We start from the raw sequence: 22,530 nt of genomic DNA, 5'->3' as shown, positions 1-22,530 counted from the left end.
GGTCGAGTTCGTCATGGCCGGTGTGATCGTTCCGGTGACGTCGACACGGGTGCTCTACCGTCGAGCGCGACGCCGCGGCATTCCTGAACGAGCGATTCGCGGGACGTCCGAGGGGTGGCCGCTGATGTGGGCGATCCGTCGGACGGTGCCTCGCAGGATTCCGTCGGATAACGGATGTCGGTAGGTCGGGAAGGGAGCATCCTGGGGTAAGGCGTGGGACGAGCCCCTTCCGCGCGGAATTTTTGAGAGGCGACCGAATGACCACTACCTCACCCACTCCTGCCCGGCCTGCGCCGGTCGACATGGCACATCACGCCCATCTCTCGGGAGTGTTTGCGCCCCAACGTGCAGAGGTCGACGTCGACGAGCTCGAGGTGGTCGGCACGATCCCCGACGACCTGCACGGGAGCTATCTGCGGAACGGACCGAATCCGCGATTCGATCCGATCGGCTCGTATGTCTATCCGCTCGACGGAGACGCGATGGTGCACCGACTCGAGATCGGTGATGGCGCAGCCCATTACCGGAACCGGTTCGTCCGGACGCCGATGGTGCTCGCCGAAGAAGATGCCGGGCAAGCGATCTGGTCGGGCCTCACCGATGGGTACACGCCGTCGGCCGACGAAGTCGGTCCCGATCTCGCCGGGACGTTCCGGCAACTGCCGGACATCAACATCGTGCAGCACGCCGGCCGACTGCTCGCCATGGCCGAGTCCGACCAGCCATATCGTCTCGATCCCGCCGGTCTGGGCACGATCGCCCGTGACGATTGCAACGGCGCCATGGCGGTCGGCAGCACGGCGCACCCGAAGATCGACCCCTCGACGGGGGAGCTCGTGCTGTTCAACTACGTCCTCGAGGCGCCGTACCTCACGTGGGCGGTGATCGGACCGGATGGCCGGACCCGTCGGCCACCGACACCGGTCGAGGGTGTCGATCGACCACTGATGATCCACGACATGGCCTTGACCTCGCGCTACATTGTGTTGTTCCTGTGCCCGCTCGTCTTCGACATCAGCGCGATGCTCAGCGGTGGCTCGCTGCTGCAGTGGCATCCCGAGTCGGGCACTCGCATCGCGCTGATACCGCGCGACGGGGGCCCGATCCGGTGGATCGACTCCGAACCGATGTGGGTGTGGCACTTCGCCAATGCCTTCGACACCGTGGGTGACGTGTCGGACGACGGCACGGTGACCGTCGACTACGTGGAATGGACCTATCCGGAAGCGTTCGCGGACATGCCGCAGCCGGCGTCGTCTGCGCTGGTGCGCGCGGTTCTCGATCCGGCGAGGGGAACGATCGCTCGTACCGTTCTCGGCGAGAGTGCCGATGTGGAGTTCCCGCGCGTGGACGACCGCCTGCTCACGCGGCCGCATTCACGGGTCGCGACGGTGGGCAAGAGCGGCAACGACACCGGAGATCTCGACAGCCTCTGGTTCCACGATCTGCGCGCCGGAACCGAGACCTGTTGGCGCCCAGGTGCTGCCATCGGCGAGCCGATCTACATGCCGGGCGCGCAACACGATTACTGGGGTGCATTCGGCACCGACCTGGAGGACATGGCGTCGTACTTCTACGTGCTGGCCGCCGACGATCCCGCCGCGGGACCGCTCGCGACCGTCCGGATGCCGATCCGGGTTCCGGCCGGTCTGCACGGGGCGTGGCTACCGGCCGAATGATCCGCGGTCGAGCCGACCACCCTCCTGCCGGTCGAGGCGACAAGCCTCCCGCTGGTCGAGTAGCGGCGAACGGAGTGAGTCGGGAATCGAGACCCGATTGCGGAACAAGTGATCTCGATATGGCGCCTCGCTTCGCTCGGTGCCTACTCGATCGGCGGGTGGATGTTCGCCCGCCGGTTGAATTCCGGAAAAGCGCCCCCGGTTATCTGGGGCGCTTTTCCGGAACTCGGCTCAGGCGTCGTAACCCAGGAGTGACTTGACCTCGAGGAACTCGTCGAAGGCGTAGTCGCCCCACTCGCGGCCGTTGCCGCTCTGCTTGTATCCGCCGAACGGTGCCGACGGATCGAGCTGCGCACCGTTGAGCGAGATCGAACCCGCGCGGATGCGGGAGCCGACCTTGCGGACCTCGTCGACGTCCTTGCCCGAGACATAGCCGGCGAGACCGTACTCGGTGTCGTTGGCGATCTCGATGGCGTTGTCGATCGAGTCGTAGCCGATCATCACCAACACGGGGCCGAAGATCTCGGTGCGGGCGATGTCCATGTCGTTGGTGACGTCGGCGAACACGGTGGGCCGTACGTAATAGCCGGTGGGCAGCTCGTCGGGGCGGCCCGGCCCACCGAACACGACGTTGGCGCCCTCCTCGATACCGCGCTCGATGAGCCCCTGGACCTTCTCGAACTGGGGCTCGGACACCACGGGCCCCATGCGGACGTCCGTGCTCGGGTCACCGACGGTCAGTGTCGGCAGCACGGACTTCGCGGCCTCGGCCGCCTCGGCCATCCGCGACTTGGGGACCAGCATGCGGGTGGGCGCGTTGCAGGACTGTCCGGAGTTCATCATCATCGCGGCCACCCCGCCGCCGACATTGGTCGCGAAGTCCTCGTCGTCGAGAATGACGTTGGGGCTCTTGCCGCCGAGCTCCTGGGCAACACGCTTCACGGTCGGTGCCGCATTCTTGGCGACCTCGATGCCGGCGCGGGTGCTGCCGGTGAATGACACCATGTCGATGCCGGGGTGCGACGCGAGGGCTGCGCCGACGCCCGGCCCGTCACCGTTGACGAGGTTGAACACTCCCGCGGGAACGCCTGCAGCATCAAAGATCTCGGCCACGATGGCGGCACTGAACGGAGCCACCTCGGAAGGCTTGAGCACCATGGTGCACCCGGTCGCGAGTGCCGGGGCAACCTTGACCATGACCTGGTTCAGCGGCCAGTTCCAGGGCGTGATGAAACCGCAGACACCGATCGGCTCCTTCACGATCCGCGACGACCCGCGGTCTTCCGAGAAGCTGAAGGTGGGCAGCTGTGCCGCGGCGGTCATCAGGTGGGCCAGCCCGATGGGTACCTGGACGTTGTTGGCCAACCCGTTCGGCGCGCCCATCTCCTCGGTCACCGCAGCGGCGAGCTCGGGCATCCGCTTCTGATATTCGGCGACCACGGCGTTGAGGATTGTGACGCGGTCGTCGACGCTCGTCTGGCTCCAGGTGGTAAATGCCTTACGCGCCGCTTGCACCGCGGTGTCGACATCGGCGGCCGTGCCGAGTGCGACATGGCCGGCGGCTTTCTCGGTCGCGGGGTTGATCACGTCGATCAGATTCAGCTCGGTGGGCTCGACCCACTGGCCGTCGATGTAGAACTTGCTGATTTCGCGCATGGTGATCCTCCATATCCGCGGGGTGTTGTCGACACCACACTATGCCTGCCTGCAGAGGGCCGGGGCAGGCTTTGAGGAAACGTTCGTTGTCAGATGCCTGTCTCGATCTGAGGCGCCACGCAACGGCCTGGTCAGTAGGGTTGGGACATGATCTTCATCGTCGCGAAGTGGCCCGTGAAGCCCGAATTCGTCGAGCAATGGCCCGACCTCGTCGAGGAGTTCACGCAGGCCACCCGGGCTGAGGTCGGCAACAAATGGTTCGAATGGTCGCGCAGCCTCGACGAGCCCGCCACCTACGTCCTCGTCGAGGCCTTCGACGACGACGCGGCGGAGGCCCACGTGACCAGCGAGCACTTCCGCAAGGCGACCGCGGAGCTGCCGAAGTATCTTGCGCGGACACCCGACATCGTCAACGCCACCATCGATCAGGAGGCGTGGTCCGAGCTCGGGGAGATGGCGGTCGGCGGTCAGTAGCCGCCCGGCGCCGCCCACAAGCTCTGGTTGTGGATACACAAGGCGCTGGCGTCTACCGGCGCAGGGAGTGCTCGGCGAGGGTTGATCCATGACCTCCACCGCGCTTGTCGACCGACGGTTCCTCGGCGAGCTCGAGCGCCCCGGCCAGGTGTTCGAACACCTCACACCCAACTGGTTCGCCGCCGTGATGGGGACCGGCATCGTCGCCAATGCGGCGGTCTCACTGCCTCTGCAGTCGGGACTCCTGACCGCGTTCGCCACGATGATCTGGGTCGTGGCCGCAGTGCTGCTGGTCGCGATCGCCACGGCGTTCTTGGTGCACTGGGCGCGGCATCCGCACACCGCACGGCACTATGCGGCCGACCCGGTGATGTCGCAGTTCTACGGCGCCGTGCCGATGGCCATCCTCACCGTCGGTGCCGGGGCCGTGCATCTCGGTGCACCGCTGCTGGGATCGACGATCGCGGTCGGGATCGGCTCGGTCCTGTGGGCGGTCGGAACGGTGCTCGGCGTGGCGACGAGCATCTGGGTTCCGTTCACGATGATGACCCGGACACGGCAACACGAGGTGCGTGCCCTCCCGGCCTGGCTGATGCCGGTGGTGCCGCCGATGGTGTCCGCGTCGACCGGCGCCGCATTGCTGACGCATGTACCGGAAGGGCAAGCGAGACTTGCCATGCTGTCGACGTGTTATGCGCTGTTCGGCCTGAGTCTGGTGCTGGGCATGATGACCATGGCGATGATCTATTCGCGACTGGTCCACGGTGGGGTGCCGGTGGCCCAGTCGGCGCCGACGGTCTGGATCACGCTGGGGATGATCGGGCAATCCATCACGGCTGCGAATCTCCTCGGAGCTCAGGCGGGCCTGGTCTTTGTGGGCGCCATGGCACCGATAGCACTCGGGTTCAAGATCTTCGGGATGATCTACGGCCTGGCGATGGGAGGCTTCGGTGCGGCGATGTTCGTCCTTGCGGCGGCGATCACCGTGCGCACCATCCGTCGGGGCCTGCCTTTCGCGCTCACCTGGTGGAGTTTCACGTTCCCGGTGGGGACCTGTGTGACGGGTATGAGTGCACTGGGTGTCGCGCTGGGGTCGGCTCCGATCCGGGGGCTCGCCGACGTGCTCTACGTGGTGCTGGTGATCGCCTGGGGGATCGTCGCGACCCGGACCGCACACGCCGCTTACATCGGCAGGGTATTCCGCCCTGCGTGATGTGCCCCGACCGGATCGTCAGGCGGTGCGCTGCAGCCGGATTGCACGTGCCGCCGATGCGGCGGCCGCGGCGATCGCGAGCACGACCATCGGCGCGACGATACCGACCGACGGCTCGATCGTGGTCAGCAGTACGGGCAGTCCGAAGCCGAGATAGCAGGCCACGTAGAAGATTCCGGTCACCGCGCCACGGTTGCGTCGCGGTGTGAACGCCTCCACGTCCATGAGCCCGTCGCGCAGACACAGCCCATAGGCGAGACCCAGCACCACCGCGGTGACCGCGAAGAACAACATCGACGGATGGCCACCCGCCACGGCCGACAGCGTGAACCCGACCGCCGCCAGGGCGGCGCCGACGACTCCCGCCATCCTCCCGACTCCCGCCCGTCGCACGACGAACTGGATGATCACACCGGACCCGAGACTCAGGGCCGCGGCCACGCCGGGCACCCACGGGCCGTCGTACCGGTCGCTGATGCGGTGGGCCATCACGACCACCGCGACCGTCACCGACGAGAATACCCAGAGCGCCATCGGTACCGACCAGGACAATGCCGCTCCGACCGACCGCCCATCGGCGTCGTCGACCTCGGTGAGCGGATGATCGTGACGGACGGGAGTCGTCGGCGTGAGCACGAACCCGACGGCCGCCACCACGAGCGAGACGACACCGCTGAGTGCGAAGGGGAGTTCGGCGGGATGGGGCGCGAACTCGGCGAGGAGTCCCGTGATCACCGGGCCGAAAGCGAATCCCATGGTGAGCAGGGCGCCGGCAAGGGTGGCGCCAGACCTGCCCCGCAGGTCGGCGGCCCAGGCGGTTCCGGAGCTGATCGTCAGTCCGGCACCGAGGCCGACGACGAGTCGACCGACCAGGACTCCGGCCTGATCATGCCAGCCGATCATCAGGAGGTTGCCGATCCCGGCGAGCGCGGCGCCGGTCAGGACGACCGGTCGCCGGCCGACCCGGTCCGACAACGAGCCGCCACCGAACAGCCCCGGCAGGAGGCCGATCGCATAGATGCCGAAGGCCCCGTCGAGGACCGCGTTCGGCAGGCCCTCGTCAGACTTCAGCACGGGGATCATCGAGGCGAAATGATTGGCGCCCCAGCCCGTCGCGAACAGGACCGCAAGGATGGCCGGCAGAGCGAACCGCTTCACCGGACTTTCGGCAGTGTGCATCGAATCCGATTCTGCCGGTTATAGAGTTGGCGGACCGCACCGGTCCCGACAACAGAACGGAACGCCGACGATGGCAGCAAACGTTCAGGACTTCCACCCTGATCTGCAGCGGATGGCACGCTTCCTGCCCCGGGGGCTCGTCGGAGCGAGGACCCTCCCTCTGATCCGGATGGTGCAGAACGGGATGGGCCGGCTGCAGCGTGGTTCTGAGGTGGAGGTCCGTTCACTTCCCTCCGGTGGGGAGGCCCGGGTGTTCCGGCCGGCCGGGGTCACCGGTGACGGTCCCGGGCTGCTCTGGATTCACGGCGGCGGATATGTCATCGGGACGGCACAGCAAGACGACGATCTGTGCCGGCGGTTCAGTCGTGATCTCGGTGCTGTGGTGGTGTCCGTCGACTACCGGTTGGCGCCCGAGCACCCGTTCCCGGCGCCGCTCGACGACTGCCACGAGGCGCTCGACGTGCTGCACGATCTCGACGGCGTCGCAGACGGGCAGTTCGCCATCGGCGGGGCCAGCGCGGGTGGCGGACTCGCGGCGCAGCTGGCGCTGCGGATCCGTGACCGGGGCGGGTCAACGCCCGTCCTGCAGTTGCTCGTCTATCCGATGCTCGACGACCGAACGGCACGCACATCTGTCGATGAGGACGACCTGCGGATGTGGCACGCAAAGTCCAATCGGTTCGGGTGGGACAGCTACCTCGGCAACGCCGATCCCGAGATCGTCGCGCCGGCGCGACGCGACGACCTCAGCGGTCTGGCACCCGCATGGATCGGCGTTGGCGGTCTGGACCTCTTTCACGACGAGGACCTCCGGTACGCCGACCGACTACGCGCTGCCGGCGTTCCGTGCGAGATCGAGGTGATTCCCGGCGCCTTCCACGGATTCGACCTCGTGAATCCCACGGTGCCGGTGTCGCGAGAGTTCTTCCGACTCCAATCGGCCGCGCTGCGGGCAGCGTTCCGCGGCAGGGGATGACTCGCGTAGCTCGGCGGTGATTCGCCCGGTTTTTACTCCGACTTCTCATCAATGGAACTCGTTGTTCAGCAGCAGAATTGAGAGGGGAAGACGCCCTGGTCGATGCGCAAAAATGACGGTTCGGCCAGCTCGGTGGCGTCTGTGCGAACCATGTCGCAGCGGTGGCAGGTTCGGCGTATGTTCCGGTTCCGCTAACTGATACTGCTGGCCACCGCTACGACCACGCCGGCCACTACCAGCACGAGGACCACGACCGCCGCGGCGATTGCGCGGTTCTTGCGATGCCGGGTGACCGCGTTGACCACCAGTCCTGTTCCGATCAGGATGGCCGCCGCGTAGATGGCGATGCCCAGGGTCAGTGCGGCGGCGTCGGCATCCGCCATGGCAACAATCGTCGGGTGGCTCATGAGTCGAGTAGATCACGGGCGAAATCGGGTGAAACGATTCCGGCCCTACTCGAGCGCCTCGGATAAATCACGGACGCATCCGGGCCGCCCGACGGCACAACGTTCTTCGCATTCATGATTCCGGCCTCACGCTGTGTCGATGTGCGGTATAGAGACCAACGACAGGTCGAGACCGGTCATTCGCTAGCTGGGTCGGGGGATCAGCCCACGAGTAGCGTCCCGACCAGGGCTATCGATCCGACCCACACCGTCGTCCCGAGCGCCATGACGAACGGGCGTGCTCCGACCCTTTTGATTGTGGCTACCTGCACGCCGGCGCCCAAGGCGAACATCGCCGCGGTCAGCAGCCCGGTCTCGAGCCCTTTGCTGACGCTGACCAGCGCGGTCGGCAGTATGCCGGTCGAGCGCAATGCGACCATGGCGATGAACACCAGCACGAACAGTGGCATCAGGGGTGGGCGTCGAGCGTCGACCGATTGATCCGCGATCATCCGCCGTTGCCGCAAGCTGATCAACGCCATCACGGGGGCCAACATCAGCACCCGCGCCAACTTGACCACCACTGCGACCGCGAGTGCTCCGCCTCCCATGGCGCCCGCAGCCGCGACGACCTGAGCGACCTCGTGGATCGATCCGCCGGCCCAGAGTCCTGCCTGAGCCGGCTCGAAGCCGATCAGATTCGAGAGAAGCGGAATCACTGGAATCATCAACGTGCCGAAGATGATCACCAGGGCCACCGCGGTGACCGTCTCTTCCTCGTCCGCGTCGATGACGCCGTCCACCGCTGCGGCCGCTGCGGCCCCGCAGATCGAGAAGCCGCAGGCTATGAGCAACCGCTGTGTCCAGCTGAGCCCCAACAATTTTCCGATGATCATCGACCCCGTGATGCCGAGGCCGACGACTGCGATCACCATGACGATCACGCCCCACCCGAGGCCGAGGACATCGGTAAACACCAATTGCAACCCCAACAACGCAACCCCGGCACGTAGCAACCGCTTCGCCGAGAACTGCAGGCCCGGTTGAATCCGATTCGGCAATCGTACGAGGTTTGCCAGCAGTGCACCCATCACGATCGCCACCAAGAGTGGACTCACCGATGGCACGAAATAGTTGACGCCGAGGGCGACGCCGGTGGCGACCCCACAGAGTGCCAGGCCGGGCAGGAGATCTGGCAGCAGTCTGCCGCCGCCGGTCCGTTTCACGTCGCGACGATCCTTCGCGCGCGACCTCAACGCGGGTGACGGCACATCGCGCGTCGGCGCATCCTCCTGGGTGGTCATGGCTCCATCCTCGGCGAGCGCACACCGCTCCGGTAGCCCCCGAACGCGCAATAGGTATTATCGGATTGATATTCCTTCCGCACCGCCCATATGCTTTCAGCATGCCAAGAATGTGGCCTGACCTGGCCGTCCTCGAATTGCTTGTCGGAGTCGACGACCTCGGGAGTCTGGGCGGCGCGGCGCGGTCCGTGGGCATGGCGCAGCCCAATGCGAGCCGCGCCATCAAGCAACTCGAGGTTCGTCTTGGCGCGTCGTTGCTCAGTCGCAGCCCTCGCGGGTCGAGCCTCACCCCGCAGGGCACGGTGATCGTGCACTGGGCACGCGAGGTCCTTGCCGACGCGACGCGGCTGCTCGACGCCGCTCAGGCTTTGCATGAGGAGCGTCAGGCGGTGCTCACCGTCTGTGCGAGCGTGACGGTGGCCGAACATTTGCTCCCGAACTGGCTGGCCGATTTCCACAAACGTCACAAAGACGTGCAGGTGCATCTGCAGATGCACAACTCCACTGAGGTATTCGAACGGATCGAGAACCGCGGCTGCGATGTCGGATTCGTCGAGTCCCCCACGGTGCCGACCGGCCTGCACAGCGCCACGGTTGCGACCGATCGTCTGGTCGTCGTGGTGCATCCGGCTCATGTCTGGGCACGCAGACGACATCCGCTCAGTGTGGCGGAATTGGCCGCAGCGCCCCTGGTGGTGCGTGAGCCCGGTTCTGGCACGCGCACGACGCTGGACATGGCGCTGATCGACTACACCCGGCCCGCCCCGCTGTTGGAACTCGGCAGCGCCGCGGCCATCCGCACCAGCGTGCTCGCCGGCGTTGGCCCCGCGGTGATGAGCACGCTCGCGGTGTCCGATCAGGTGGCATCGGGCGACCTACGGATCGTTGATGTGCAACGCCTCGATCTGACGCGAACTCTCCGGGCGGTCTGGCGTCCGCCGCGCAGGCTGGACGGCCCGGCAGGCGAGCTGGTGAACATCGCCAGGCGTGCGCGCGCAAGCTCAGGGGGTTCGGGATCCCTGCCGCAGTAGTGCCTTGGGACGTGAAGGGTGCCCTGGGACGTTGAATAGTGCCCTGCGACGTGGTCCTGCTGCGGGACATGGATGTGTGGTTCGCGGGTGATCATGTCGGGTAACCAGGTGGGTGGGTTTCGCTGATGGGTGGATTGCACCCCCGTCCATCTCATGAGAACATCATTCTCGTGGTGCAGAACAGCATTCTGAATATCGTGAGCCGGCCGTGAAGGCGGAGGACATGTTCCACGTCGGGATCGTCACGGACGATCTGGACGTGACACGATCGCAGCTCTCCGAACTGCTGCGGTACGAGTGGGGGCCTGAGATCGGAGCGCCGATCGAGGTCACCTTGGCAGACGGGCTCACCACCGTCGAGATCACCTGCGCCTACTCGACCACGACGCCGCGCCTCGAGGTCATCCGCAGTGTGCCGGGGACCTTCTGGGAGTCGGTGGGCGGCTCCGGCATCCACCATGTCGGTTATTGGTCCGACGATGTGGGTGCCGACGCGGCCGAACTCGAGCGGCTCGGATACGTCACCGAAGCCACTCGCAGCGCACCCGACGGTAGCCCGTTCTTCGCATTCATGCGTAGCGACAAGGGCTTTCGCATGGAGCTCGTCACGAGGGCCGCGGAACCGTCATTGCGTCAGTGCTGGGCGGATCGTTCATGACAACCGTAGGCGTCGTCACCGGCGCGGGTCGTGGCATGGGTTTCGAGTGTGCCAAGCGGCTCACGACGATGGTGGACACGCTGGTGCTGGTGGACTACGACGGTGCCACCGTGACCGCTGCCGCGCAGCAACTTTCGGCCGATGGTGGGGCGGTGGTCGAGCCGTTCGTCCTCGACATCACGGACGTGGCGGGTCTGGCTGGACTGGCCGCCCGTGTCAGCGAGCTGGGCACCCTGCGGGCCGTTGCGCATGTCGCCGGGATCTCACCGACCATGGCCGACTGGCAACGAATCTTCACCGTCGACCTGATCGGCACGGCGAACCTGGCCGAAGCCCTACGCCCGTTGGCAACTGTCTGTACGGCGTGGGTGTGCTTCGCATCGATGGCCCCGACCATCGGCGGTGTCGAGATCGACCCGGCCACTGCCGCCGTGCTCGACGATCCACTGCACGAACATTTCCTGGATCGGATCCGCGAGAGCTTCGGCCCGATGGTCGAGCATCCCGGTGTGGCCTACTCGCTGGCGAAGCTCGGCGTCAGACGTTTCGCCCAGCAGGAAGCGGTGCGTCTCGGCCCGTCGGGCGGCCGCATCTGCTCGATCTCGCCGGGTCTCATCGACACCCCGCAAGGGCGTCAGGAAGCTGCCGACAATCCGCGGATGGCCGCGTGGGCCGAGCAGACACCCCTCGCGCGGCTCGGGCAAGCCGACGAGGTCGCCGCGGTGGCCGCGTTCGTCCTCTCGGATGCGGCGAGCTTCCTCAACGGGATCGATCTGCTCGTCGACGGGGGTCTGTGTGCGGCGGTGCGGGGGCCGCAGCCTGCGCTCGACTCGTAGTCCGCCACCACCTGCGGTGATCGGGTGCCCGGGTCGGATTCGAACCGAAACTGGACGGATTCTGAGTACCTCCGGGGTGCCGTTGTCCAGTATCGCTCCCAGCGACGTCGTGCCGACACCGGGCGGACCGACCAGCACCATCACGGCACCCGATCCGCGACCGCCGGCGACCTGCAGGCCCCGTTCGGCCCGGCGGTCGCGCACGGCCAGGTATTCGACGATGCGGTCCTTGCCATCGTCGAGTCCGTGGTGATCGGCGTCGAGGATCGCGCGCGCACCGGAGATGTCGGTGGTGTCGTCGGTCTCGACGCTCCACGGCCCTTCCAGGACTATGTCCAACCACGTTCTGATCCAACCGGTTTCGGGCGATTGGTTGCTGGCACGTTCGAGCTTCCCGGCCTCGCGGAGCGCGGCCTCGCGGACGGTCTCCGGCAGATCGGCGGCCTCGACACGTCCGCGGTAATCGTCGGCACCTTCGGGCTCGTCCTCACCGAGTTCCTTGCGGATGGCGTTGGGTTGCCGACGCAGCAGGAAATCCTTCTGCTGCTTCTTCATTCCGTTGCGGACGTCGTCGGCGAGAACCCGAAGCAGTGGTCAACCGTTGTTAAATCGCGGGCTCGTGGGGAATGGCGTTCTCGATGAGGACGGCAGCGACGGCAGCAGCGGTCGGGAAGGACTCAGTGCTGAGGACTCGGGTACGTGCCGAGGCGCCGTCGAGCAGTAGCGCCAGTTGTTCGCCGAGTTGTTCGGGGTTGGCGGCGCCGGCTTCGCGGGCGGTGTCGGTGAACCGCTGGGCGACGGCCTTCTTGTAGTCGCGCGCGTACTGGGAGGCCTGGTGTTGGGGGTCGTGGAGTTCGACGGCCGCCGCGATGTACGGGCACACGGGCATGGACGCGGGCATGTCGAAGGCGGCCAGGAGCCGTTCGCGGGGTGTCAGGTCGGCGTGATCGAACACTTCGGGCATCACGTCCGGATCGAATCGGCGCAAGTACTCGGCGACGAGCTCATCCTTGCTGGCGAAGTGCTGGTAGGCGGTCCGCTTGGACACCTCTGCCACTGCACACAGCTGGTCCATGCCGGTCCGGTTGATGCCCTGATCGCGGAACAACTGCCGTGCCGCGCGGAGGATGCGCTCGCGGGCCCCCCTACCGCGACGCCGGCCCAGCGGGCCCTTCTCCAACTCCGTCATGTCACCAGCATAGAACAATCGGTACCGATCGGTGTACATAGCTTGCCCTCCCGCCAGTCGTCGGTTACGTTAAGTAAACGAATCGGTGTCCATAACCATTGTCCACAAGCATCGACATAACAGAAGCGAGCACAGGTCATGAGCAACATCACTTTGATCGGTACAGGGAACATGGCTCGTACCATCGGCACGCTCGCGGCGGCCGGCGGCAACAGCGTCGAAGTCATGGGACGCGATCAGTCCAAGGCCGAAGACCTCGCCCGGGCCCTCGGCGACCGCGGGACGGCAGGAAAGTGGGGCGCTGTCCCGGCCGGCGACATTGTCATCACGGCCCTGTTGGCCGACGGTGTCGTTCCGGTCGTCAGCGAGTATGGCGAGGCTCTTGCCGACAAGGTCATCGTCGACATCAGCAACCCATTCAATGCGACCTTCGACGGACTGTCCCACAGCAAGGAGACCTCGATCGCGCAGGAAGTCGCCGACGTGGCCCCGGCCAACGCCAGAGTGGTGAAGGCGTTCAACACCATTTTCCAGAGCGTCCTGGAGAACGGACGGCCCAACGTCTTCATCGCAGGCGACGACGCGTCGGCCAAAGCAGCCGTGGCCTCATTCGTCACGGGCATCGGGCTGCGTCCGCTGGACGCCGGCGGCCTGAAAATGGCGCATTGGCTGGAGGGAATGGGCCTGCTCACCGTGAGCCTTGCCAACAACGGGGTCGGCCACTGGGACTTCGCCCTCGGCGTCGACGAGTTCGCCGGCTGAGCCCTAGGGCCGAGCAGTCGGGGGAACGGGGCGTCGTGCGTCCATACCGATGATTGATGGATCACCGACTCGCTGATGTCGGCCATCAACGTTGGCCAACGATCGTGCCCGAGCAGGTGTCCAAGTGGCTTGGGCACAGCACGTTCACGCTCACCCACGACACCTACGGCGATTGGATTCCCGAGGAATCCGGCGGCGCGCAACGCTACTACCAGCGGTTTTGCGTGCCCCTAGTCGGGCTCGAACCGACACTGGGCGGATTTTAAGTCCGCTGCCTCTGCCAATTGGGCTATAGGGGCTGTGCGGGCAACGATAGCGGCCGCGATGGACGGATAGGCTCGGCAGGTGGCCCGAGATCCGACGACCGACCGTTTGCTCGCCTCGCTGCGGTATGCACCGGTCGTCGTCGTGCCGTGCCTGCTCCTCGCGAGCAACTTTCCGGGACGCTTCAGCGTTTCTGCCGGTTATTGGCTGTTGTCGGTGGCAGCCGTCGGAGTATTCATCGCCGGAAAATGGTGGCCGGCCGCAGCGTCGGTGGTCCTGTCTGCGATCGCGGTGCCGATGTTCGCCACCGATGCGTGGGGGCTGTCTCAACTGGTCCCCTATCTAGGGATGGTCGCTGTCGCCGACGTCATCATGCGCGCCCCCATTCGATGGCGAGCGGCGGCCGCGGCAGCGGCTTGGACCGCGGCAGTCGTCGCCGATACCACAATGGACGTACATGCAGACGTGTGGTCGGTGCCCAGCGTTGTGAAAATCATTGCTTACGTGGGACTTCCGATCCTGCTGGGTCTGTTCCTTCGTAGTCAGCGCGACTTGGCCGCGTCATACCGGCAGCGGGCGATCGACGCAGAGGCGCGTCGCGAGTTGGCCGAGAAACAGGCGCGCACCGACGAACGGGTCGCACTCGCCCGCGAGTTGCACGACCTCGTTGCCCATCACATGGCCTCGATTGTGTTGAGAATAGGTGTGGCCCAACACGTGCTGAAACCGGACGACAAGGCGGTCGGCAGTGTGTTGGCGGATGTACGGGACACTGCCGCGGATGCGCTGGCTGACACCCGGAGACTTCTTGCAGCGCTCCGAGATCCCGTGTTGGGCGACGTGGCGCTCGTCGAGCCCGATCTGATGGTCTCGGCAATCACGGCGGCGGCCGACCGTGCGCGCACGGCGGGTTTCGTGATGAGCACGACGATGTCCGGCGACGCCGACGAGTTGGCGCGACTCGACGCGCTGGGACGACTCACGCTGCTACGGGTCGTCCAGGAGGCTCTGACCAATGTCATGAAGCACGCCGACGTCGAACATCCTGTCTCCGTGGTCATCACCGCGGCTGCTGATCAGATTCAAGTGGAGATCGACAATCGGCGCGTGAGCTCCGGCACGGGCACGGGCACGGGCACAGGGCACGGAATCGCCGGGATGCGTGAACGTGTCGAACTGGTCGGTGGGACTCTGGACGCCGGCACGACCGGCTCCGGGGGTTGGCATGTGCGCGCAGAGATCCCGTTGGCAGGCCAGGAGATCCGACAATGACCGGAGTGCTCATCGTCGACGACCAGAAACTGGTGCGCGCAGGGCTGCGCATGTTGTGTGAGTCCGCGCGGGACGTCGAGGTTCTCGGTGAAGCGGCGAATGGTGTCGAGGCCGTGGCGCAATCCGCAGAGCTCGATCCCGACGTGATTCTGATGGATTTGCGCATGCCGGGACTCGACGGGATCGGCGCGACCGAGCAGATCGTCAGATCCGGCCGGCGTTGCAGAATCCTCGTTCTGACCACATTCGACGACGACGATCATCTCTATCCGGCGCTGGCGGCCGGTGCGTCAGGCTTCCTGGTCAAGGACACCGATCCCGCCGAGCTTCTGGATGCGATCCACCGTGTCGCCGAAGGTGAGATGGTCTTTTCGCCGCAGTTGTTGCAGCGGGTCGTACAGCGCGCGGTGGTCAGCGGCCGAGCAGACGCTCGGGTCGCTGCACCGGTCCCGCTCACTGCTCGCGAGAGCGAGGTTCTCGCTCTGGTCGCCGACGGCTTGAGCAACGCGGAGATCGCTGCGCGGCTGCATCTGTCGGTCACCACCGTCAAGACTCATGTGGCGAGTCTGATGTCGAAGACCGGGTACGACAATCGGGTGCGGTTGGCGATCTTCTTCTGGCGGAGTCGATGATGGGGCGTGGCGAATGCGCCACTGTCCACTGGTGATTGGTTCAGCGGTGCGCTCGACCAGCCAACTGGTCACTGCGCATGCGCTCCCGGTCTCGGCGGCATCGAGGGCATCGATGGCATCGATGGCATCGGCTTCGCCCGCTGTCGAGGTGCCAACACGAGGAACTGACCCATCATGCCCCTGTCCTCATGCATCAACATGTGGCAATGAAACATGTATGGGAACGTGGGATCCGCGTGGCCCGACCAGCGCAGCACCAGGCGCACGCGGGTGCCGGGAGGGACGTACACAGTGTCCTTGCGACCCGCCAAGTGCGCGGGTGGACGCCTGCCATCGATCTCGATGATGTGGAACTGGGCGTCGTGGACGTGAAAGTTGTGCGGCCAGTTGTCCTTGTTGGTGACCGTCCAGACTTCGGTAGCACCCACGCGCGCCTCGAAGTCGATGCGACTCATATCCATTCGTCGGTGATTGATCATGAACCACTGCAAATCAAAGGATCTCTCGACTGCACCTGCCGTGGCGAGTTGATCAGCGCCGACCAGAGAGGCAGGTGTCCCCGCGTGGTGGGTCAACGCGTGCTGCGCCTCCAATGTCAGCACGTCGAACCGATCGGTCAGCCCGAATCGCGCTGCATCCGATACCTTCACCCCGCCGTTCTCGGCGATTGGATACGAAGTGAGCGTGACCGTTTCGCCGGCGACGTTGCGGACCACGATCTCGGCGCGTTCGCCAGGACTCAGCTGGATCCGCCGCATCCGGACCGGGACGGGGAGCAACCCGCCGTCGGAGGCGATGACGTCGAATGGTCTGTTGTCGCTGAACCCCAAGTTGAAGATCCGTCCGGAAGAACCGTTGAGCAATCGCAGCCGCACGGCGGATGTGGTCACCATGAGGCGGGCCCCGGTGATTCCATTGGTGATGATGGTGTCGCCGAGACAGCCGACATCTGAGTTGTCGGTCTCGTCGACGGCTCCGGTCGGGGTGAACCGCCGATCTTGTATGATCAGCGGAATGTCGTCCACCCCATAACTGTTCGGTAGATCGAGTGCTGCCGAATCTGCGTCATCGAGAATGAAGAGTCCGGCCAGGCCCCGTAGCACATGACGTTGCGTCGAGCCGTGGGGATGCGGGTGGTACCACAGGGTGGCCGCCTGCTGTTCGACGGTCCACTGTGGCTCGGTGGAGGCACCAGGCGCGATCATCTGGTGCGGTCCTCCGTCGAACCGCGCTGGGATCGACATGCCGTGCCAGTGCACACTTGTCGCCTCGGGCAGATCGTTGGTGAGGGATACCGCGACCCGTTCCCCACGTCGCGCGCGCAAGGTGGGCCCTAGTATCGCGCCATTGAATCCCCAGGTGCTCGCGTGCTTTCCGGCGAGCATTTCGGTGGTGCCCACGCGGGCGCGCAGGGTGAAGCGCCGGACGCCGTCGGACCCGACGGTCGAGGCGGCGAGTGGAGGTATCGGTAGAGGGCGTGAACGAGTGACACGTGGAGACGCGGCCGGAGGTTCACTCGAGCACGCCACGGTCATGCCGAGAGGTGCGGCGGCGAGCCCCTTCAGAAGTGTTCGTCGGGTGAGCATCCATCCAGTGTTCGGTGTAGCCGGCAATCGAGAATCATCCGCAGAGCCGGACTCATCTCATCCCAGAGGAGGATGCGCACCGCCAGGCGCCGAACACACTGTGTTCGCGGGCGTGCCTGCCCGGCTAGGTTGGGGTGGACGTGTCAATCGCCGCTCCGGCGGCACCGTCACAGCCACGGATCTGACGGCTCAGGGCGTGACGACAAACCTTTGGGACGATCAGACGATTCCGCTGGGCGCCCTTCTGGTCCCGGGTTGCTGCCGGGGCATGCGGTTGGGCGGAACGGGATAGGGGCGCCCACGCCCCAGAGTGCCCGCCGCGACGTTGGGGCCGCAGCCGATCAGCGCGTTCTGGGCCCCGGGAACCGGGTCACCGAATCGCGGACGAGCCGCGTTGGGCCGGTGGGCGAAGTCGAACGCGGACGTCATGTCGCCGACGGTCTTCCGGCGCCACGGCGTCAGATTGGGGACGTCGACACCGAAGCGTTGCTCGATCAACCGGAGTTGTGAGGTGTGGTCGTAGGTCTCCGATGCCACCAGGCCACCCCGGCTGTACGGCGAGATCACGAAGCAGGGGACCCGGTAACCTAAGCCGATCGGACCGCGGATGCCCTTCGACGACGGCACCTTCGCGATGTCGGGCACGCTGACGAACTCGCCTGCGGTCCCCGCCGGCGGCGTCGGCGGGGTCACGTGATCGAAGAACCCGCCGTTCTCATCGTAGGAGATGATGAGGGCGGTTTTCTCCCACACCGCCGGGTTGGAGGTGAGGATGTTGAGGAGTTCGACGATTCCCACGGCACCGAGGGCGGCGGGGAGGGCCGGGTGCTCACAGTTGATCGCTGACGGGATCACCCAGGAGACCTTCGGCAGACGATCGGCCGCCACGTCGGCGGCGAAGTCATTGGGGTAAGTCGGCGCGATACCGCGTTGCGCCAGTTCCGAGCCGGGGTTCTGCGCCTGCTTGAAGCACCCCATCATCCCGTCCAGGGCCACCGACGACACCGGTCCGAGATCCCGGTTGTTGTAGATCTTCCAGCTCACCCCGGCGTCGCGCAGATTCTCCGGCATGGTGCGCCAGGAGTAGACGAACTTCGGTATCAGCGTGGGGGTTTCGAGAAGTGGGCCGCCGTGAGCGCCCGTCGGGTCGATACTCGCACTCATCCAGTAGAGGCGGTTGGGATCCGTGGGCCCGAGGACCGAGCAGTGGTAGTTGTCGCACAGCGTGAACGCCTCGGCGAGCGATCGGTGGACGGGGATGTCCTCCCGCTCGTAGTAGCCCATCAGTGCGGGGGCGTTGGCCGGCCCGACGGACTCGATCGACATCGGCAGCCAACCGTCGTTGCGTCCGCCGTTCCACGATCGGTGCATCCCCTCCCATGAGTGGTCGGGATCGTTGATGCACTCGCCGTCGAGGTTCGCGTCGTTGCGGGTGTCGAGCCGGAACGGCATGGTGTGGCCGCGGCTCGTCGGTCCGACGCCGGGCGCCCAGCCGCGCTGCTTCCAGACCGCTGACTTCTCGCCGAAACCCCTTACCCCGGAATAGGTTCCGAAGTAATGGTCGAACGACCGATTCTCCTGCATGAACAGGACGATGTGCTCGATGTCCTCGAGCGATCCGGTACCGGCCGGATCGGCCGACGCGTACGCCCGGTCGATGATCGGCGCGGCCCACGAGGTCAGTAGGGTGCCGCCTCCGACCGCACCCACCCGGGCGAGGAACTCGCGACGTGACAGACCGGCAAATGGCGTACCCGCCATGATCGATTCCCCTCGGCAGACGATGCCTGTGAGCTGTTCAGGCCGGGTCAGTGTACTCGCTGAAACAGTACTGTTGGTGCGGTCCGATCGCGGCGAATTCGAACAGACCATCACCGATTTCCTCTGTCTCGCCGTCGAACAGGGCGAAACGGGCGTAATGGTCGGTGACGCAGAACATCTTCATGGTCGGATCGAGTTCGGACACCTGCAGGTGCAGATCCTCGACCTTCAGATCGCCCTGCCACATGCCGTGCCGCCAGTCGGGTTCGAGTCCGTAACCGGTGCCGAACGCCAGGTAGTTGGCGAGCTGCGGGTGGCAGGTGACGGTGGTGACCGTGCCCGACGGCCGTGTGAATGTCAGGGTTGCCTCCGCCGTCTCACGCGTGCCTGGGATGAAGGTGATCCGGTGTGAGACGTGTCCGAGCCATTCGGGTTCCCGGTCCGGGTCGCGCCAGACCCGCCGTGCATCGTCCATCACCCGCTCGCCGGTCTCGGTCTCCTGGATGACCACCACGATCGAGTGCTCGGCGAACTCCATCACCGAATAGATCCAGAAGAACGTCCCCGAGACGTTGGCATCGGCCCGGCGCCCGGGCGGTTCGGCCTCGCCCACCGGGCGGACGCCCCACGAGCGGTCACGATTGCCACGCCAGCCGTCCGGCTCGACCTCGAATCGCTTACCGTCGACGGTCAGTTCGCCGGACCACTTGCCCACCTGGACGAAACGCTGCGTGTCGAAGGTGACACGCTCGACCTGCCTGAGGAAATGCCGCGGTTCGAGGGCAGCGGGACCGGTGGCGTCGAAGATGAGGTCGAAGGAGAGGTCGCCGTGGCCGGCGTCGAGGGCCACACGCAGACGCTGTAGGCCGTCGAGGATCTCGATGGTGAACGGGCCCACCCGCAGGTCGCCGCGGTCGGCTCCGAGGGCGCGTGACGCTCGGACCACGATGTGCTCGTCGTGGTGACGAACCACGGCGAAACAATCGGTGACGCCGAGATTGGGATAGACCCCCAGCCCGACGATGAGCCATGGTGAGTCGGATTCCGGCCCATGGCAATTGAAGTAGTAGCGGTCGTAGAAGTTGCGGTCGGAGGTCTGGACGTGCCGGATCACCTCGGCGACCTGATGGATGGGGTAGTCGTCCATCGGTGACAGCATTCAGTCGACCTTCTCCCAGTAGGTGCCCTCGAGCATGGCTTCGAGGGTCGCGCGGTGCAGGATCATGTCGTCCGGGTCGGCGGGTTCTTCGGCCTGGCCGAAATGAATTGCACGTGACTGGATCCGGTACATGACCACGGCATGGATGAGGGCCGCATAGGTGATGTAGAAGTCGAGGTCGAGTGGCTGATGCCCGCTCTGGCGGCTGTATGCCTCGGCCACCTCGTCACGACGCAGGAAATCGGGCAGCCCGGGCAGGCCGGCCATCTCGGCCAGATCCTGGAAGAACCGGTGCAGGAAGATCATCCACGCGACGTCCAGCTCACGCGGCCCGTACGTCGCCATCTCCCAGTCGAGTACCGCGGCCGGAGCGAAGTCCTGATAGATGATGTTGCCGATCCGGGCGTCACCCCACGACAGCACGGGATCAGTCTCTTCCGGGACGTTCTCGTCGACCCAGGCGAACCCGCGCTCGATCAAACCCGATCCGGCCCGGCCGTCCGATGCCCACGAGTAGAACTCGCGCAACCGTCGGATGTGGGCGCGTAGCGGGGTCTCTCCCGGGCCGGGCTGATCCAGCAACTCACGCGGCACGGGCGCGGAGTGGATCATCGCCAGCGTCTCGATCGTCTTCTCGGTCAATGTCGTCCGCTGTTCGGGTGTCGCCTCGGTCACCCACGAGCCGAAGGTGTAGGGCATCACGTCCGGCGGCACCTGGCCGTCGACGCGTCCCATGATGAAGAACGGGGCGCCGAGCGGGCGGGGGTCGGGTTCGGACCAATAGAGTTTCGGAAGGGCCACATACGTACTCGCGGCCACGTGGCCGATGATCCGGAACTGGCCGTCGAGGTCATAGCTGGGGAAGACCGGATCGCTCACGGCGAGTGGGGCGACGCGGACCACGAGCTGGTGTTCGGTCTCATCCCACAGGGCGTCGAGGACGATCGTCTCGCTGGACATCCCGTTCGCCGACGGGATCTCCAGCCGGGTGACGGTCACCGGCGAGTCGACGACGGTGTTCAACCAGTCGTCGAGACGGGCGCGAAGCCAGTCGGGGTCGCGGCGCGACGATGTTGGGCGTGCGACCTCGTTGGGGTCTGCTGAATCGGTATCCGGCATAAGGCCATCCATCGGACGAGTGCGGGTGGGGCGGACAGAATTAGAACACGTTCCAACCCGCCTTGTCTGCCGACTCGGTGAGATCGTCACTGGAGCGGTCGACTGCACCGAGCGACCCACACGACACGCTCGTCCGCCATCGCCGGATGGTGCTTGACCTGCGCACATGCAGTGGTCACCATGGGTGGTATGGACGCCGCGTCGGTCACCGGGGCGCGCAACTGGGATGCGGTCCGGCAGCGTCACCCCGAGATGGTTGATCGCCTCGAGGTCGGTCTGTCGCGATCCGATGCGCTCGCGGATGCAGTGATCATGCAGATGCACGAACGCGGCGTCTCGTGGATGCCGTTGCTCGCGTCCGTAGAGGCCGGCGCCGACGGTCCGGAAACGTTGTCGACGCTCGCGGATCTGATGCGGTCGGCGAGTGAGCCTCCGCCGTGGTTCGACCGTGCGCTGGCGGAAGCCGGTGCGCGTGCGTGGTGGCGGTTCGGCACGCTGCAGTCGTCGACGCTGTATCAATCGCTGATCTATGGGTACAAGGCGCAGGGGTTCGTCAGGCCCTTGGCCGCCACGGGCCGGCTCGGCGACGGGACGCTCGAGCGGGTCCAGAACACGGCCCGTTGGGTGGCCGAGGCGACCGCGCCGGGGGCCATGCGTCCGGGCGCCCCCGGGTGGGTGGCGACCATTCGGATCCGCTTGCTGCATGCGTTGATCCGTGACCATCTACTGGCCGACCGGGGTGGCACGGGGGAGGTCTGGGACACCGACTCCTGGGGTGTGCCGATCAACCAGACCTATTCGGCCCTGACCATCGGCGGGGGATTTCTCGTGCTACCCCTGATCGTCGCGCGCGACCTGGGAATCCACTACAGCAGCGCCGAGCGAGAGGCGATCACCCATCTCTGGCGATGGATCGGCTGGGTGATCGGCGTCGACGACCGATGGTTGCCGGCCGACTTCGTCGGGGCCCGTGAACTGTTCGCCGTCGCGGCCCAGTTCGAGCTGGAACCCGATGCGGTCTCGAAGACCTTGACCCGTGCTCTGTTGCGGGACGGCTTCGATCTGCAGAACGCGATCCCGCTGCCCGGGCCGGTGGTGTCGATGATGGGGCTCGTGATCAAACCGGTTCTCTCCACGTCGTTCTCGTCGATCAGCACCCGCTGGATGGAACAACCGGCGGCGGGGGCCATGGGGTTGCGCCGGACTCCGCTGCACCACCTGGTGGACGTGGCCCGGCCGGCCGTTCGCCTGCGCGAGGTGTTGCGTGCGACCGGTCTGCTGGGTTCGGAGACCGCCGTCGTCCGTCGGGAACTGCGGACGGTACGCCGAGGTCTCGGGATGCCCGCTCTGGACTCCGGGCCGTTGACCGAAGTCGGTTAATGTTGATAACTTAA

20 protein-coding genes, 1 tRNA gene and 1 pseudogene are annotated in these 22,530 nt (G+C 65.8%); 11 read left to right on the top strand and 11 right to left on the bottom strand.

Going from position 1 to position 22,530, the window contains the following annotated elements; all coding sequences use genetic code 11:
• Positions 1 to 257: 257 nt before the first annotated feature.
• The gene (locus ACPXCG_RS01565; RefSeq protein WP_425788452.1) at positions 258 to 1,679 is read left to right on the top strand and encodes a carotenoid oxygenase family protein; all 1,422 of its coding nucleotides are present in this window, start codon (positions 258 to 260) and stop codon (positions 1,677 to 1,679) included.
• A gap of 231 nt (positions 1,680 to 1,910) precedes the next feature.
• On the opposite strand, the gene ACPXCG_RS01560 is transcribed toward ACPXCG_RS01565, so the two are convergent.
• Positions 1,911 to 3,335, bottom strand: coding sequence for an aldehyde dehydrogenase family protein (locus ACPXCG_RS01560; RefSeq protein ID WP_425788451.1), 1,425 nt, complete (start codon positions 3,333 to 3,335; stop codon positions 1,911 to 1,913).
• A 147-nt stretch (positions 3,336 to 3,482) separates the two neighbouring features.
• On the opposite strand from ACPXCG_RS01560, the gene ACPXCG_RS01555 reads away from it, so the two are divergent.
• Entirely contained in the window at positions 3,483 to 3,809 is a 327-nt protein-coding gene (locus ACPXCG_RS01555) for a putative quinol monooxygenase (protein ID WP_425788448.1), read from the top strand.
• 88 nt (positions 3,810 to 3,897) lie between these two features.
• Positions 3,898 to 5,022 (top strand): TDT family transporter, encoded by a 1,125-nt coding sequence (locus ACPXCG_RS01550; protein WP_425788446.1) that lies wholly within the window; start codon positions 3,898 to 3,900, stop codon positions 5,020 to 5,022.
• Between the two features lie 18 nt (positions 5,023 to 5,040).
• On the opposite strand, the gene ACPXCG_RS01545 is transcribed toward ACPXCG_RS01550, so the two are convergent.
• Positions 5,041 to 6,201, bottom strand: coding sequence for an MFS transporter (locus tag ACPXCG_RS01545; RefSeq protein WP_425788444.1), 1,161 nt, complete (start codon positions 6,199 to 6,201; stop codon positions 5,041 to 5,043).
• Positions 6,202 to 6,271: 70 nt separating this feature from the next.
• Here ACPXCG_RS01545 and ACPXCG_RS01540 point away from each other — a divergent pair, with 70 nt between their 5' ends.
• Positions 6,272 to 7,177 carry an alpha/beta hydrolase gene (locus ACPXCG_RS01540; protein WP_425788442.1) on the top strand — a complete coding sequence of 302 codons (906 nt, stop codon included), beginning with the start codon at positions 6,272 to 6,274 and terminating at the stop codon, positions 7,175 to 7,177.
• A 191-nt stretch (positions 7,178 to 7,368) separates the two neighbouring features.
• Here the strand turns inward: ACPXCG_RS01540 and ACPXCG_RS01535 are convergent, their stop codons facing one another.
• Positions 7,369 to 7,560, bottom strand: coding sequence for a hypothetical protein (locus tag ACPXCG_RS01535; protein WP_425788440.1), 192 nt, complete (start codon positions 7,558 to 7,560; stop codon positions 7,369 to 7,371).
• 224 nt (positions 7,561 to 7,784) lie between these two features.
• Positions 7,785 to 8,867 (bottom strand): YeiH family protein, encoded by a 1,083-nt coding sequence (locus ACPXCG_RS01530; RefSeq protein WP_425788438.1) that lies wholly within the window; start codon positions 8,865 to 8,867, stop codon positions 7,785 to 7,787.
• A gap of 101 nt (positions 8,868 to 8,968) precedes the next feature.
• Here ACPXCG_RS01530 and ACPXCG_RS01525 point away from each other — a divergent pair, with 101 nt between their 5' ends.
• From ACPXCG_RS01525 to ACPXCG_RS01515, 3 genes are all read left to right on the top strand, one after another.
• Positions 8,969 to 9,898, top strand: coding sequence for a LysR family transcriptional regulator (locus ACPXCG_RS01525; RefSeq protein WP_425788436.1), 930 nt, complete (start codon positions 8,969 to 8,971; stop codon positions 9,896 to 9,898).
• 208 nt (positions 9,899 to 10,106) lie between these two features.
• Entirely contained in the window at positions 10,107 to 10,556 is a 450-nt protein-coding gene (locus ACPXCG_RS01520) for a VOC family protein (protein WP_425788434.1), read from the top strand.
• Positions 10,553 to 11,392, top strand: coding sequence for an SDR family oxidoreductase (locus tag ACPXCG_RS01515; RefSeq protein WP_425788432.1), 840 nt, complete (start codon positions 10,553 to 10,555; stop codon positions 11,390 to 11,392). Before ACPXCG_RS01520 ends, ACPXCG_RS01515 begins: the two co-directional genes overlap by 4 nt.
• Here ACPXCG_RS01515 and ACPXCG_RS01510 read toward each other — a convergent pair.
• Together ACPXCG_RS01510 and ACPXCG_RS01505 are read right to left on the bottom strand one after the other, a co-directional pair.
• Positions 11,351 to 11,971 (bottom strand): annotated as a pseudogene (locus ACPXCG_RS01510) (endopeptidase La); the annotation flags it as partial. The gene ACPXCG_RS01515 and the pseudogene ACPXCG_RS01510 overlap by 42 nt on opposite strands.
• A 25-nt stretch (positions 11,972 to 11,996) precedes the next feature.
• Positions 11,997 to 12,581, bottom strand: coding sequence for a TetR/AcrR family transcriptional regulator (locus ACPXCG_RS01505; protein WP_425788430.1), 585 nt, complete (start codon positions 12,579 to 12,581; stop codon positions 11,997 to 11,999).
• Positions 12,582 to 12,719: 138 nt separating this feature from the next.
• Between ACPXCG_RS01505 and ACPXCG_RS01500 the strand changes: the two genes are divergently transcribed.
• On the top strand, positions 12,720 to 13,343 hold the full coding sequence (locus ACPXCG_RS01500; protein WP_425788428.1) for an NADPH-dependent F420 reductase: 624 nt from the start codon (positions 12,720 to 12,722) through the stop codon (positions 13,341 to 13,343).
• Between the two features lie 225 nt (positions 13,344 to 13,568).
• On the opposite strand, the gene ACPXCG_RS01495 is transcribed toward ACPXCG_RS01500, so the two are convergent.
• Positions 13,569 to 13,642: transfer RNA gene (locus ACPXCG_RS01495), tRNA-Leu, on the bottom strand.
• Between the two features lie 46 nt (positions 13,643 to 13,688).
• On the opposite strand from ACPXCG_RS01495, the gene ACPXCG_RS01490 reads away from it, so the two are divergent.
• Together ACPXCG_RS01490 and ACPXCG_RS01485 are read left to right on the top strand one after the other, a co-directional pair.
• A complete protein-coding gene (locus ACPXCG_RS01490) occupies positions 13,689 to 14,879 on the top strand; it encodes a sensor histidine kinase (protein ID WP_425788426.1) in 1,191 nt (396 codons plus the stop codon).
• Positions 14,876 to 15,511, top strand: a complete 636-nt coding sequence (locus ACPXCG_RS01485; RefSeq protein WP_425788424.1) for a response regulator — start codon at positions 14,876 to 14,878, stop codon at positions 15,509 to 15,511. Before ACPXCG_RS01490 ends, ACPXCG_RS01485 begins: the two co-directional genes overlap by 4 nt.
• Positions 15,512 to 15,579: 68 nt before the next feature.
• Here the strand turns inward: ACPXCG_RS01485 and ACPXCG_RS01480 are convergent, their stop codons facing one another.
• The 4 genes from ACPXCG_RS01480 to ACPXCG_RS01465 all read right to left on the bottom strand — a co-directional run bounded on the left by ACPXCG_RS01480 (position 15,580) and on the right by ACPXCG_RS01465 (position 21,136).
• Positions 15,580 to 17,097 (bottom strand): multicopper oxidase family protein, encoded by a 1,518-nt coding sequence (locus tag ACPXCG_RS01480; protein ID WP_425788422.1) that lies wholly within the window; start codon positions 17,095 to 17,097, stop codon positions 15,580 to 15,582.
• Positions 17,098 to 17,316: 219 nt separating this feature from the next.
• Positions 17,317 to 18,858 (bottom strand): phospholipase C, encoded by a 1,542-nt coding sequence (locus tag ACPXCG_RS01475; RefSeq protein WP_425788420.1) that lies wholly within the window; start codon positions 18,856 to 18,858, stop codon positions 17,317 to 17,319.
• 37 nt (positions 18,859 to 18,895) lie between these two features.
• The gene (locus ACPXCG_RS01470; protein ID WP_425788418.1) at positions 18,896 to 20,017 is read right to left on the bottom strand and encodes a hypothetical protein; all 1,122 of its coding nucleotides are present in this window, start codon (positions 20,015 to 20,017) and stop codon (positions 18,896 to 18,898) included.
• Positions 20,018 to 21,136, bottom strand: coding sequence for a phosphotransferase family protein (locus tag ACPXCG_RS01465; protein WP_425788416.1), 1,119 nt, complete (start codon positions 21,134 to 21,136; stop codon positions 20,018 to 20,020).
• Between the two features lie 189 nt (positions 21,137 to 21,325).
• Here ACPXCG_RS01465 and ACPXCG_RS01460 point away from each other — a divergent pair, with 189 nt between their 5' ends.
• Positions 21,326 to 22,516 (top strand): oxygenase MpaB family protein, encoded by a 1,191-nt coding sequence (locus tag ACPXCG_RS01460; RefSeq protein WP_425788414.1) that lies wholly within the window; start codon positions 21,326 to 21,328, stop codon positions 22,514 to 22,516.
• Positions 22,517 to 22,530 lie beyond the last annotated feature (14 nt).

This window comes from Gordonia sp. DT218 (assembly GCF_049847105.1).
In the GTDB taxonomy this organism is placed as follows: domain Bacteria; phylum Actinomycetota; class Actinomycetes; order Mycobacteriales; family Mycobacteriaceae; genus Gordonia.
This window is presented reverse-complemented; position numbering and strand designations above follow the sequence as displayed.